The following is a 12,562-nucleotide window of genomic DNA, read 5'->3' on the forward strand; positions in this document are numbered from 1 at the left end:
GATTGCCCGATCAACTTGTGCATCCCCTGACACCCGGAACGGCCCTCCCACGCCACATCACCGCAGGTCAGCCCCGGTGGCCCCAGCGGTGCGCCCGCCGTGCGACGGCTCAGCGGCTGCTGTGCGGCCCCCGCCGCTGCGGCAGCGTCACGATCCCCGCCTCCGGTGCGCCACCCGGCGGCAGCCCCGCGATCTGGCACAGCAGGTCGCACCACGCCGACAGGTGCGCCGCCGTGTCCGGCACCTGCGCGGCCGCGCCCGCGGCGGCCACCGGGCCCTTCGCCGGGGCCGGCGACCACGACGCCCGGATCTCGATCCGCGTCGACGGCTCCCGCTCCCGCAGCCCGCCGAAGTAGTGCGAGCTCGCACGCGTCACCGTGCCGCTCGGCGCGGAGTACGGCACCCGGCGCGCCTCCAGCGCGCCCGTCAGCCAGGACCAGCACACCTCCGGCAGCAGCGGGTCCGTCGCCATCTCCGGCTCCAGCTCCGCGTGCACCAGCGTCACCAGCCGGAACGTACCGCCCCACGCCTCGTGCCCCGCCGGGTCGTGCAGCAGGATCAGCCGCCCGTCCGCCAGCTCCTCGTCGTCCACGACGACCGCCGCCTCCAGCGCGTAGGAGTACGGCGCGAGCCGCTGGGGCGGCGGAGTCGCGTCCAGCTCGATCTCCGGCCGCAGGCGTACCCCTTGCAGCCCCGCGACCGCCTGCCGGAAGACGGACGGGGTCTCCTCCCCATCCGCGTCGTCCGGACCGTCCGAGAGGTGTCCCTGCGCCGCAGCCATGCCCGGAAGACTAGGCGGAACAACCCGCGGTTCCGCGGAGGACACCCACACGGGCGGGTCACTCGTTCGGCCCGTGCGAAGATTTGGGGCATGAGTGAGCGCAGCCAGCAGCAGACCGGCCGCACCGCGGCACAGGAAGCGGTACACGATTCGGCGTTCCTGCGGGCCTGCCGCCGCGAACCCGTCCCGCACACCCCCGTCTGGTTCATGCGCCAGGCCGGCCGCTCGCTCCCCGAGTACCGCAAGGTCCGTGAGGGCATCCCCATGCTGGAGTCCTGCATGCGGCCCGAGCTCGTCACCGAGATCACCCTGCAGCCGGTGCGCCGCCACGGCGTCGACGCCGCCATCTTCTTCAGCGACATCGTGGTGCCGCTGAAGGCCATCGGCGTCGACCTCGACATCAAGCCCGGCGTCGGCCCGGTCGTCGCCCAACCGGTCCGCACCCGCGCCGACCTGGAGCGGCTGCGCCCCCTCGACCCCTCCGACGTCCCCTATGTCACCGAGGCCGTCGGCATGCTCACCGCCGAACTCGGCGCCACGCCGCTGATCGGCTTCGCCGGGGCCCCGTTCACGCTGGCCAGCTACCTCGTCGAGGGCGGCCCGTCGCGGACGTACGAGAACACCAAGGCCATGATGTACGGCGACCCGGAGCTGTGGGCCGAGCTGGTGGAGCGGCTGTCCGTCATCACCGCCGCCTTCCTGCGCGTCCAGATCGAGGCCGGGGCGTCCGCCGTCCAGCTCTTCGACTCCTGGGCGGGCGCGCTCGCCCCCGCCGAGTACCGGCGCTACGTGATGCCCGCCTCGGCCAAGGTCTTCGACGCCGTCGCGGAGTACGGCGTGCCGCGCATCCACTTCGGCGTGGGCACCGGCGAGCTCCTCGGCCTCATGGGCGAGGCCGGCGCGGACGTGGTGGGCGTCGACTGGCGGGTCCCGCTGGACGAGGCCGCCAAGCGGGTCGGGCCGGGCAAGGCACTGCAGGGGAACCTGGACCCGGCGGTGCTCTTCGCTCCGCGGGAGGCGGTGGAGGCGAAGACGGACGAGGTCCTTGCGGCGGCGCGGGGGCTGGAGGGGCACGTCTTCAATCTGGGGCATGGTGTGATGCCGGCGATGGACCCGGACGCGTTGACGCACCTGGTGCAGTACGTGCACGAGCGGACGGCGCGGTAGGGGGCTGACCGGGGCTCCGCCCCGGACCCCGGTCCTCAAACGCCGGACGGGCTTGATCGTTGCCCGGGCCGGCGGAAAATCCAGCCCGTCCGGCGTTTGAGGACACCGCGCGCAGCGCGGTCGGGGGCCGGGGCCCGCCCCCGGTTTCGGGATGGGGGCACCTCCCAGCGGTAGCTGGGGAAGGGCGGGGAGGGGAAAGGTCACCCCTCCGCCACCACCGCGGCGGCCTTGCGGGCCGCGACCAGTACCGGGTCCCACACGGGAGAGAACGGCGGCGCGTAGCCCAGATCCAGCGCCGTCATCCGGTCCACCGTCATGCGCGCGGTCAGCGCCACCGCCGCCACGTCGACCCGCTTCGCCGCGCCCTCGCGGCCCACGATCTGCACGCCCAGCAGGCGTCCGGTGCGGCGTTCGGCCAGCATCTTGACCGTCATCGGGGCGGCGCCCGGGTAGTAGCCGGCGCGGCTGGTCGATTCGACGGTCACGGCGTGGAAGGCCAGGCCCACCGCCGTGGCCTGCTCCTCCAGCAGGCCGGTGCGGGCGATCTCCAGGTCGCACACCTTGCTGACGGCCGTTCCCACCACCCCCGGGAACGTCGCGTAACCCCCGCCCACGTTGGTGCCGATCACCTGGCCGTGCTTGTTGGCGTGCGTGCCCAGGGCGATGTGCCGGGTGCGGCCCGAGACGAGGTCGAGGACCTCGACGCAGTCGCCGCCCGCCCAGACGTCGCCGTGTCCGCGCACCCGCATCGCCAGGTCCGTCAGCAGCCCGCCCGACGTGCCGAGCGGCAGCCCGGCGGCCTCGGCCAGCGAGGTCTCCGGCCGGACGCCCAGACCGAGGACGACCACGTCCGCCGGGTACTCCCGGTCCTTCGTGGCGACCGCGGCCACCCGCCCGTCCGGCCCGGTGGCCACGCCGGTGACGGCGGCGTCCGTCACCACCTCGATGCCCATGCCGCACAGGGCCTCGCGGACCAGGGCGCCCATGTCCGGGTCGAGGGTGGACATCGGCTGCGCGGCGCGTTCGACGATCGTCACGGCGTAACCCCGCCGGGTGAGCGCCTCGGCCATCTCCACGCCGATGTAGCCGGCGCCGATGACGACGGCCCGGCGCCCCTGGGCGCCCCGGAGGCCGTCGAGGAGCATCTGCCCGTCGCCGAGGGTCTGCACGCCGTGCACGCCCGGGGCGTCGATGCCCTCCAGCGGCGGGCGCAGCGGCCGGGCGCCCGTCGCGACGACCAGGTCGTCGTAGCCGTGCCACCGCTCCCGGCCGGACTCCAGGTCCCGGGCCCGTACCCGCTGCCGGTCCGGGTCGATCTCGGTGACCTCGGTCCGCATGCGCAGGTCGATGCCGCGCTCGCGGTGCTCCGCCGGGGTACGGGCGATCAGCGCGTCCGGGCCGTCGACCACCCCGCCGGCCCAGTACGGGATCCCGCACGCCGAGTACGAGGCGAAGCCGCCGCGCTCGAACGCCGTGATCGCCAGCTGCTCCGGGCCCCGGAGCCTGCGGGCCCGGGAGGCCGCCGACATGCCCGCGGCGTCGCCCCCGATGACCACCAGCCGCCGTTGCGTCATCGCGTCCCCGTCCTCTCGCCGGTCGTGCGGGTCACGTTACGTTCCGCGCGCCGCCCGGAGAAAGACCGTTCGCCCGCCGCCCGGCTGACGGGCCGTCACCCTGCTCAGCGCTCCAGGACCAGCGCCTGCCCCTGCCCCACGCCGATGCACAGCGCCGCCAGGCCCGTGCCGGAGCCCGCCGCCGCGAGCTGGTGGGCGAGCGAGCCCGTCAGACGGGCGCCCGAGCAGCCCAGCGGGTGGCCGATGGCGATGGCGCCGCCCCGCCGGTTGACGACGTCCGGGTCGAGGCCGGGCCACTCGGCGAAGCAGCCGAGCGCCTGGGCCGCGAACGCCTCGTTCAGCTCGAAGTGCGTCACGTCCGCGAAGGACCGGCCCGCCTTGGCCAGCGCCCGCCGCACCGCCTCGACCGGTCCCAGTCCGTAGAGGTCCGGCTCGATGCCGGTGACCGCCGTCGCCCGCACCCGGGCCAGGGGCTCGCGGCCGGTGGCCCGAAGCCCCTCCTCGTCGCACAGGAGCAGCGCGGCGGCGCCGTCGTTGAGCGGCGAGGAGTTGCCCGCCGTGACCGTGCCGCCGGCCTTGCGGAAGGCGGGCTTCAGGGCGGCGAGGGCCTCCGGCGAGGTGGTGTCGCGGATGGACTCGTCCCGCGCGAGGTCCACGCCGGGCAGCGGCACGACCTCGGCCTCGTAGGCCCCGTCCTTCCAGGCCCGCGCCGCCTTCTCATGGCTCGCGAACGCGAACGCGTCCTGCTGCTCACGGGTGATGCCGTGCTTGTCGGCGATCAGTTCGGCGCCCTCGCCCAGGGAGACCGTCCACTGCGGCGGCATGGCCGGGTTGGTCATGCGCCAGCCGAGCGTCGTCGAGTACAGCTCCTGGTGGGCGGCGGGGAAGGCCCGTTCCGGCTTGGGCAGCACCCAGGGCGCCCGGCTCATCGACTCCACCCCGCCCGCGACCACCACGGACGCGTCGCCGAGCGCGACGGCCCGGTACGCCTGCACGACCGCCTCCATGCCGGAGGCGCACAGCCGGTTGACGGTGGCGCCGGGCACGGTGACGGGAAGGCCGGCGAGCAGCACGGCCATGCGGGCGACGTTGCGGTTCTCCTCGCCCGCGCCGTTGGCGTTGCCGAGGACGACGTCGTCGATGCGGGCCGGGTCCAGCCCGGGGGCCCGGCCCACCAGGGCGCGCACGACGTGCGCGGCGAGGTCGTCGGGGCGTACGGAGGACAGGGCGCCGCCGTACTTGCCGACCGGGGTGCGGACGGCGTCGACGATGTACACATCCCGGATGCGGTCGTTCATGGGGTCTCCGTAAACGTTCGTGACGGGTGGGACGGTGGGACGGTCGTGTGCGCGCGAGTCTCGGCGGGGCACGGGGAGCTGTCAATGGGGTGCCGACGGGCGCCTCGTGGGGATTTGAGACAGTGGGGTCATGAGCCAAGCGCACCCCTCTTCGCGGCACGTGGTGGTCATCGGCGGCGGGATCTCCGGCCTGGCGGCCGCCCACCGGCTGCTGGAGGGCGGTGCACGCGTGACCCTCATGGAGGACTCGGCCCGCCTCGGCGGCAAGCTGCACTCCGGGGAGATCGCGGGCGTGCCCGTCGACCTGGGCGCCGAGTCGATGCTCGCGCGGCGGCCGGAGGCCGTCGAGCTGGCCCGCGCGGTCGGCCTCGACGACCGGCTGCAGTCCCCGGCCACCGCCACGGCGAGGATCTGGTCGCGCGGCGGCCTGCGTCCGATGCCCACGGGTCACATGATGGGCGTGCCCGGAGACCTCTCCCCCCTGGCCGCGTCCGGGGTGCTCTCCGAGGAGGGCGTCGCCCGCGTCGCCCGGGACGCCGAGCTGCCGCGCACCGAGGTCGGCGACGACGTCGCCCTCGGCGCGTACGTAGCCGGGCGGATGGGCCGCGAGGTCGTCGACCGGCTGGTGGAGCCCCTGCTCGGCGGTGTGTACGCGGGCGACCCCTACCGGATCTCGATGCGGGCGGCGGTCCCGCAGCTCTTCGAGATCGCCCGCACCCACCGCTCGCTGATCGAGGGCGTGCGCGAGGCCCAGGCGCGCGCCGCCGCCCGGCCGGCGGCCGGCGGCCCGGTCTTCATGGGCATCGAGGGCGGCATCGGCACGCTGCCCGGTGCCGTGGCGGACGCCCTGCGCGCGGGCGGTGTGGAGATCATCCCCAATGCGCACGTGCACGACCTGGGGTGGGCCGAGGGCCACGGCTGGGACGTGCGGTCGTCGGACTGGTCGATCGAGGCCGACGGCGTCGTCCTCGCCACACCCGCCCCCGAGGCCGGGCGGGTGCTCGCCCGCCTCTCGCCCGCCGCCTCCGCCGAGCTCGCCGCCGTCGAGTACGCCTCCATGGCCCTGGTGACCATGGCCTTCCGCCGCTCCGAGGTCGAAGGACTGCTGCACGGCAGCGGCTTCCTCGTGCCCCCGGTCGACGGCCGGAAGATCAAGGCGTCCACGTTCTCCAGCAACAAGTGGCGCTGGAACGCGGACGCCGACCCGGACCTCTTCGTCCTGCGTACCTCGATCGGGCGGTTCGGCGACGAGGGGGACCTGCAGCGCGAGGACGCCGAGCTGGTGGCGATGTCGCTGAAGGACCTCGGCGAGGCGGTGGGGCTCGGCGCCACGCCGGTGGACACCCGCGTCACCCGCTGGACCCGTGGGCTGCCGCAGTACCCCGTGGGCCACCTCGGCCGTGTCGCCCGCATCCGCGAGCACGTCTCGCGCCTGTCCGGCCTGCGGGTCTGCGGCGCGGCCTACGACGGCGTGGGCATCCCGGCCTGCATTTCCAGTGGCCGCCGGGCCGCCGACGAGCTACTGGCCACCCTGGCTCCGGGCGCCGAGGGGCAGGGGGGAGAATAGGGACATGACTGACGCCCCTGGGAAGACGCCGAACGCCGGCAAGAAGGCCAAGGACCTCAACGAGGTCATCCGCTACACCCTCTGGTCGGTGTTCAAGCTGCGCGACGTGCTGCCGGAGGACCGCGCCGGCTACGCCGACGAGGTCGAGGAGCTCTTCGCCGCGCTCGCCGAGAAGGACGTCACGGTGCGCGGCACGTACGACCTGTCGGGTCTGCGGGCCGACGCGGACGTGATGATCTGGTGGCACTCCGAGACCTCGGACGCCCTCCAGGAGGCGTACAACCTCTTCCGCCGCACCCGGCTCGGCCGTGCGCTGGAGCCGGTGTGGTCGAACATGGCGCTGCACCGCCCTGCCGAGTTCAACAAGTCGCACATCCCGGCGTTCCTCGCCGACGAGACGCCCCGCGACTACGTGAGCGTCTATCCCTTCGTGCGCTCCTACGACTGGTACCTGCTGCCCGACGAGGACCGCCGCCGGATGCTCGCGGACCACGGCAAGATGGCGCGCGGTTTCCCGGACGTCCGGGCCAACACGGTCGCCTCGTTCTCGCTGGGCGACTACGAGTGGATCCTGGCCTTCGAGGCCAACGACCTCTACCGCATCGTCGACCTCATGCGCCACCTGCGGGCCTCCGAGGCGCGGATGCACGTGCGCGAAGAGGTCCCGTTCTACACGGGTCGCCGTAAGGCCGTGGCGGATCTGGTGGCGGGGCTCGCCTGAGTCAGGCGGTTCGCCCGGTCCGGCCGGGGGTCCGGGGGTTGTCCCCCGGGAGATGCAGCACCGGTCGCCGTAAGGCCGTGGCGGACCTGGTGGCGGGGCTCGCCTGAGCCCTGGGCTCCTGACGCCGGCAGTGCATGCGCCGGCCCCGCCCGTTTCGGGCGGGGCCGGCGCAGTGCGTTTCCGGGAGTTTTGGGAGTCTGCCCCGGTTCAGCCGATCGCGCGGGGCTCGGGGCGCGGGCCGCAGTAGGTGCGGCGCGCCGGGAGCCGGCCGTCGAGCAGGTAGTCCTCCAGGTAGCGGTTCACACAGGCGTTGGGTCCGCCGCCGATGCCGTGCGTGCCCGCGCCGCGCTCGGTGACCAGCACCGAGCGCGCGATCCGGCGCTGGAGCTCCAGCGCGCCCTTGTACGGTGTGGCCGCGTCCCGCTCGGCGGCCAGCAGCAGCGTGGGCGGCAGGCCGGAGCCGCGCCCGATCCGCACGTCGAGCGGCCGCTGCCGGGGGCCCTTCCAGAAGGCGCACGGCAGGTTCATGAACGCGTTGCTCCACGTCTCGAACGGTGCCTTCCTGGCGAGCCGGGAGTTGTCGCGGTCCCACGTCTCCCAGGCCCCGGGCCAGGAGGCGTCGTTGCACTCGACGACGGTGTAGACGGCGTTCTCGTTCTCGGCGGCCCGGGCGGAGGCCGCGTCGGGTGCGGCGAGCGTGATCAGCGGCCCGTCCTCGCCGCGCAGGTAGGCGGAGAGCGCCCGCGCGTCGCGTGCCCAGTGGCTGTCGGTGTACCCGGACTTCAGGAAGGCGCCCTGCATCTGGGCGGGGCCGACGGTGCCGCCGGCGGGCCGCTTCTGCAGCTGCCGGCTCGCCTTCTCGTACGAGGCCAGCACCTCCTGGGGGGTGCGGCCCAGGTGGTAGACGGCGTGGTGGCGGGCCACCCAGCGCCGCCAGTCGGCCCAGCGCCGCTCGAAGGCGGCCGACTGGTCGAGGTTGTTGCCGTACCAGATCTTGCGGGGGTCGGGGTTGACGATGCTGTCGAAGACCATGCGGCGCACGTGCGTGGGGAAGAGGGAGGCGTACAGGGCGCCGAAGTAGGTGCCGTAGGACGCTCCCATGAAGGTCAGCTTCTTCTCGCCGAGCGCGGCCCGCAGGACGTCGAGGTCGCGGGCGTTGTTGAGGCTGGTGAAGTGCCGCAGCCCGGCGCCGCCCCGGCGGGCACAGCCCCGGGCGTAGGCGCGGGCCTTGGCGAGCTGCCGCTTCTTGTACGCGGCGGTGGGGTGCTGTGGGGCGTCGGTCGGGCCCTTGACGAAGGCGGCGGGGTTCACGCAGGACAGCGGGGCGGAGCGGCCGACGCCGCGCGGGGCGTAGCCGACGATGTCGTAGGCGTCGGCGATGTTGCGCCACTGGGGCAGGCCGGCCAGCAGGGGGTAGAACATGCCGTTGCCGCCCGGCCCGCCGGGGTTGAAGACGATCGCGCCCCGGCGCTCCGCGTCGCCGCCGCCGGCGCGGGACCGGCTGACGGTGAGGGAGATGTGCTTGCCGTGCGGGTGCGCGTAGTCCAACGGCACCGAGACGGTGCCGCACTCCACGGTGTCGTTGAGGCCCTCGACGGCGGGGCAGGTCCCGAAGTCGATGCCCTTGTCGGCGGCCTGCCGGGCGGCCAGGGCCACGCCGCGCGCTTCGGCGCGGCCGGGATCGAGGGCGTGGGCCGGGGTGCTGGGGAGGCCGGTGAGTCCGGTGAGGATCAGGGATCCGATGGTTCCGTACAGGGCAGCTGCTCTCACTGGGCCCTATCCCTTCAATATGCAATACGGCAAAAGGGATAATTCGGTTATCGGATCATGAAGTAAAGCACCGTGGGGCGATGTCGGGCCCGAAGCGCCCGAACGCGTCAGCCGCCGGCGGGTGCTCCGGCGACGGCGGGGCCGGCCGGGCCCGGGCATGGCGAGGCCCCGCGGACGGGGGGATGCCGCGGGGCCTCGCTCGGTTCAACGGCCGGACGAATGGGTTGGTTCCCGCGCTTCTGCGGCAATATGGCGGTGGGGGGTGATGGGCGTGGGCGAGCGGCCGCAATCGAAGAGGGGCGCGGGCGGAAGGCGCTACGACCCCGAGAGGCTCTTCCTGCCACCCGACGACGACCTCGCGCCGAACCGGCCGGGGGAGGCGTTGCGCGCACGGCTCGACGCCTCGCGGACCGGCCGTTTCGGCCTGCTGCTGGCGCGGCTGCTCGGCCGGCGGCCGGTGGAGGACGACTGGCGCCGGGCGCTGGAGGCGCAGCAGTGCGTCGGGTCGGAGCTGGACGGGCTGGCGGCGGGCGGCTGGGAGGTGGTGCACTCCATCGTGCTGCCGGGGGAGGCGGTGATCCCGCACCTGCTGATCGGCCCCGGCGGCGTCTTCTGCGTCGAGGCGGAGCGGGCCGGCGGGGCGACGGTCGCGGTCGGCGGCGACGTGCCGGCGGGTGCGGCGGGGGAGCGACGGCCGTGCCCGTACGTGCGCCGGGCCCGGCGGGATGCGGCGCGGTCGTCGCTGGTGCTCTCGCGCGGCTGCGGCTTCCTGGTGCGGGTGCAGCCGGTGCTCGTTCTGGTCGGCGCCGCGGAGGTCGAGGTGGCGGCCCCGCTGGAGGACGTGCGGGTACTGCGGGAGCGCGAGGTGGCGGACCTCGGCACGCTGGACGGGGTGCTCCACCCGGAACGGGTGGACCGCATCCACACCGTCGCCCGCAACCGCCGCGTCTGGCTCGGCGCCTAGGGCGATGCCGGCCTGAGCCCGCTTGGCCCGGCCCGGCCCGGCCTCTCGGTCGGCCCCTACCGCGGGCGGGGGACTCCGTCGGTGAGGAGGTGGCGCAGGAGTTCCGCGTCCGCCTCCGTCAGGCCGTCGGCGAAGCGGCTCAGGACGACCTCGCGGTCGGTGCGGCCGTCGAGGATCTTGTGCATCCGGCGGGCGGCGAGGCCGGCTTCGTCGGTGAGGGGTGCGTAGGCGTAGGCGCGGCCGCGGGGGGTGCGGGTGAGCACCTCCTTGCCGTGCAGGCGGGAGAGGATGGTGACCACCGTGCTGTAGGTCAGCTCGCCCGGAAGCGTGGCCTGGACCTCGCGCGGGGTCAGCGGTGCGCCCGCCCGCTGCAGTGCGGCGAGGACCTCGCCCTCCAGGGCTCCGCTCGCCCGGCGCCGGCCCTGGCGCACGGCGACGGCGGGTGTGGGCGTTGCCATGTCTTCGGTGCGTTCCTTCTCTTGATCTTTTCTTTACCTCTACAGAAGTGTAGAGGAATCCCCTGCCTCGCGGCGACCTGACGGACCTTCAGGTTCCGGTTATGGCAGACTCGCCGCATTATCGAGCGGAATACGTAGAGACAGGCGTTCGGGCGAGGCGGGGCATGGCAGGCAAAAGGGGACAGAGTGGGTCATATATCAGCAAGTATTCGGCCTCTGCCCAGGGTCGCCGCCGGCGGGAGGCGCCCCGCCGGGCGTTCCTGAAGCGGCTGCGCCCCGCCTACCCCCGCCCCGGGCGCACCGGAGCCCGTCGCTGGATACCGTCCTGGCGCCAGGCGCTCGGACTCCTCGGCACCGTCGTCGGCGCGCTCGCCGTCACCGTGGGGGTCCTCTACGCGACCACCGAGATACCCGAGGACCTCAACGCCTTCGCCACCCAGCAGGACAACGTCTACTACTGGGCCGACGGCTCCGAGATGGCCCGCACGGGCCCCGTCGACCGGCAGGACACCGCCCTCGACAAGGTCCCCGAGAAGGTGCGCTGGGCGGCCCTCGCCGCCGAGAACGAGACCTTCTACTCCGACAGCGGCGTCTCGCCCAGCGGCATGATGCGCGCCGTCACCCGGATGGTCACCGGCGGCGACACCCAGGGCGGCTCGACCATCACCCAGCAGTACGTGAAGAACGCCTACCTGAACCAGCAGCAGACGCTCAGCCGCAAGCTCACCGAGATGTTCATCGCCATCAAGCTCGACAACAGGATGAGCAAGGACGACATCCTGGAGGGCTACCTCAACACCAGCTGGTACGGCCGCGGCAGCTACGGCATCCAGCGCGCCGCCCACGCCTACTACGGCAAGGACGTCTCGAAGCTGAACGTCAGCGAGGGCGCCTTCCTCGCCTCCCTCCTCAAGGGAGCGGCCCTGTACGACCCGGCGGCCGGCGCCAAGAACCACGAGCGCGCCGTCGAGCGCTGGGAGTGGATCCTCGACCGGATGGTCGCCATCGGCAAGCTGTCGCCGCAGGAGCGGGCCGGCTACACCCGCTTCCCCGAACCCCAGGCCCCGCCCCGGCCCGCCGGGCTGAACGGGCAGACCGGCTACCTCGTCGACACCGCCCGGGCCTACGTCCGCGCCCACACCGAGGTCTCCGACGCCGACTTCGACCTCGGCGGCTACCAGATCCGCACGACCTTCGACAAGGGCCGCGTCGAGGCCCTCACCCAGGCCGTCGGGCAGGCGCGGGGGAAGCTCGACCCCGAGAGCCGGGAAGCCGACAAGAACGTCCGCATCGCCGCCGCCTCCGTCACCACCGACGGCCGCATCGTGGCCCTCCACGGCGGCCCCGACTACCTCAAGCAGGGCTTCAACGACGCCAACTCCACCGTCGTCCCCGCCGGCACCACCTTCGCCCCCTTCGTCTACGCCGCCGCCCTGCGCGACGGCATCCAGCGCGAACGCGGCGCCACACGCACCCCCGTGACCCCGGCCACCGTCTACAACGGCGACGACAAGGTGGCCGTGCGCACGCCCGAGGGCCCGTACTGGGACCGCTCCGGGAAGATCGTGAAGGCCGTGAACGACGGCAACAAGTCCTGGGGGAGGATCACGCTGAAGGAGGCCGTCTCGCAGTCCGTGAACTCCCCGGTCATGCAGCTGGGCATGGACGTGGGCCTGGACCGGGTCGGCAAGGCGGCCGTCGACTGCGGCCTGCTCGCCGAGAGCCTGGGCAGCAAGGTGCCCGCCTTCTCCCTCGGCACCAGCACGCCCAGCCCCATCCGCATGGCCGTCGGCTACGCCACCTTCGCGGCCAAGGGCATGCACACCGAGCCGTACTCCGTCACCGGCCTCAGCCGCAACGGCGACGCCGTCCCCGTCGAGAAGCCCACCGCCACGCGTGCCCTGCCCGCGAGCGCCGCCCGCGCGGTCGACGACGCGCTGCGCGACGCCGTCCAGCGCGGCAGCGGCTCGGCCGCGAAGGCCGCCGGGGCCGGCACGGCGGGCAAGGCCGGCACCGGGCCGGACAACAAGTCCGCCTGGTTCGCCGGCTACCGCGGCACCACCGCCACCGCCGTCTCGCTCTTCCGCATCGACCCCACCTCGCAGGAGGTCCTCCCGCTGGACGGACTGGGCGGCGCCCCCGCCTCCGTGCGCGGCAGCACGCACCCGGCCGACATCTGGACGCAGTACATGGGCCGGCCGGGCAGCTGATCACCGGACGCCGCCCGGGGGAGACCTCCGGGCGGCCGCGGGCGGCCCGGGC

At 73.9% G+C, this 12,562-nt stretch carries 10 protein-coding genes; 5 read left to right on the top strand and 5 right to left on the bottom strand.

Annotated elements, in window-relative coordinates; genetic code table 11:
- Positions 1-109: 109 nt before the first annotated feature.
- Positions 110-781, bottom strand: a complete 672-nt coding sequence (locus tag LE181_RS00130; protein ID WP_225658781.1) for a DUF3000 domain-containing protein — start codon at positions 779-781, stop codon at positions 110-112.
- 90 nt (positions 782-871) lie between these two features.
- Here LE181_RS00130 and hemE point away from each other — a divergent pair, with 90 nt between their 5' ends.
- A complete protein-coding gene (gene hemE / locus LE181_RS00135) occupies positions 872-1,948 on the top strand; it encodes a uroporphyrinogen decarboxylase (protein ID WP_225658782.1) in 1,077 nt (358 codons plus the stop codon).
- Between the two features lie 200 nt (positions 1,949-2,148).
- On the opposite strand, the gene LE181_RS00140 is transcribed toward hemE, so the two are convergent.
- Together LE181_RS00140 and LE181_RS00145 are read right to left on the bottom strand one after the other, a co-directional pair.
- Positions 2,149-3,522, bottom strand: coding sequence for an FAD-dependent oxidoreductase (locus LE181_RS00140; RefSeq protein WP_225658783.1), 1,374 nt, complete (start codon positions 3,520-3,522; stop codon positions 2,149-2,151).
- A gap of 104 nt (positions 3,523-3,626) precedes the next feature.
- Positions 3,627-4,820 carry a thiolase family protein gene (locus tag LE181_RS00145; protein ID WP_225658784.1) on the bottom strand — a complete coding sequence of 398 codons (1,194 nt, stop codon included), beginning with the start codon at positions 4,818-4,820 and terminating at the stop codon, positions 3,627-3,629.
- Positions 4,821-4,950: 130 nt separating this feature from the next.
- Here LE181_RS00145 and hemG point away from each other — a divergent pair, with 130 nt between their 5' ends.
- Both hemG and hemQ read left to right on the top strand, forming a co-directional pair.
- On the top strand, positions 4,951-6,387 hold the full coding sequence (gene hemG, locus LE181_RS00150; RefSeq protein ID WP_225658785.1) for a protoporphyrinogen oxidase: 1,437 nt from the start codon (positions 4,951-4,953) through the stop codon (positions 6,385-6,387).
- A gap of 4 nt (positions 6,388-6,391) precedes the next feature.
- Entirely contained in the window at positions 6,392-7,108 is a 717-nt protein-coding gene (hemQ, locus tag LE181_RS00155) for a hydrogen peroxide-dependent heme synthase (RefSeq protein WP_225658786.1), read from the top strand.
- A gap of 207 nt (positions 7,109-7,315) precedes the next feature.
- Here hemQ and LE181_RS00160 read toward each other — a convergent pair whose 3' ends face one another.
- Entirely contained in the window at positions 7,316-8,878 is a 1,563-nt protein-coding gene (locus tag LE181_RS00160; protein WP_225658787.1) for an alpha/beta hydrolase, read from the bottom strand.
- A gap of 271 nt (positions 8,879-9,149) precedes the next feature.
- Between LE181_RS00160 and LE181_RS00165 the strand changes: the two genes are divergently transcribed.
- On the top strand, positions 9,150-9,842 hold the full coding sequence (locus LE181_RS00165; RefSeq protein ID WP_225658788.1) for a nuclease-related domain-containing protein: 693 nt from the start codon (positions 9,150-9,152) through the stop codon (positions 9,840-9,842).
- Positions 9,843-9,898: 56 nt separating this feature from the next.
- Here LE181_RS00165 and LE181_RS00170 read toward each other — a convergent pair whose 3' ends face one another.
- Positions 9,899-10,300 (bottom strand): BlaI/MecI/CopY family transcriptional regulator, encoded by a 402-nt coding sequence (locus LE181_RS00170; RefSeq protein WP_225658789.1) that lies wholly within the window; start codon positions 10,298-10,300, stop codon positions 9,899-9,901.
- Positions 10,301-10,464: 164 nt separating this feature from the next.
- Between LE181_RS00170 and LE181_RS00175 the strand changes: the two genes are divergently transcribed.
- The gene (locus LE181_RS00175) at positions 10,465-12,510 is read left to right on the top strand and encodes a transglycosylase domain-containing protein (RefSeq protein WP_225658790.1); all 2,046 of its coding nucleotides are present in this window, start codon (positions 10,465-10,467) and stop codon (positions 12,508-12,510) included.
- Positions 12,511-12,562: the final 52 nt, after the last annotated feature.

This window comes from Streptomyces sichuanensis (genome assembly GCF_020328095.1).
Lineage (GTDB): Bacteria > Actinomycetota > Actinomycetes > Streptomycetales > Streptomycetaceae > Streptomyces > Streptomyces cinnamoneus.

Bases quoted from the DNA above. Each gene is read 5' to 3' on its own strand.
- LE181_RS00130 (WP_225658781.1), bottom strand. From the start codon at position 781: ATGGCTGCGGCGCAGGGACACCTCTCGGACGGTCCGGACGACGCGGAT.
- hemE (WP_225658782.1), top strand. From the start codon at position 872: ATGAGTGAGCGCAGCCAGCAGCAGACCGGCCGCACCGCGGCACAGGAA.
- LE181_RS00140 (WP_225658783.1), bottom strand. From the start codon at position 3,522: ATGACGCAACGGCGGCTGGTGGTCATCGGGGGCGACGCCGCGGGCATG.
- LE181_RS00145 (WP_225658784.1), bottom strand. From the start codon at position 4,820: ATGAACGACCGCATCCGGGATGTGTACATCGTCGACGCCGTCCGCACC.
- hemG (WP_225658785.1), top strand. From the start codon at position 4,951: ATGAGCCAAGCGCACCCCTCTTCGCGGCACGTGGTGGTCATCGGCGGC.
- hemQ (WP_225658786.1), top strand. From the start codon at position 6,392: ATGACTGACGCCCCTGGGAAGACGCCGAACGCCGGCAAGAAGGCCAAG.
- LE181_RS00170 (WP_225658789.1), bottom strand. From the start codon at position 10,300: ATGGCAACGCCCACACCCGCCGTCGCCGTGCGCCAGGGCCGGCGCCGG.
- LE181_RS00175 (WP_225658790.1), top strand. From the start codon at position 10,465: ATGGCAGGCAAAAGGGGACAGAGTGGGTCATATATCAGCAAGTATTCG.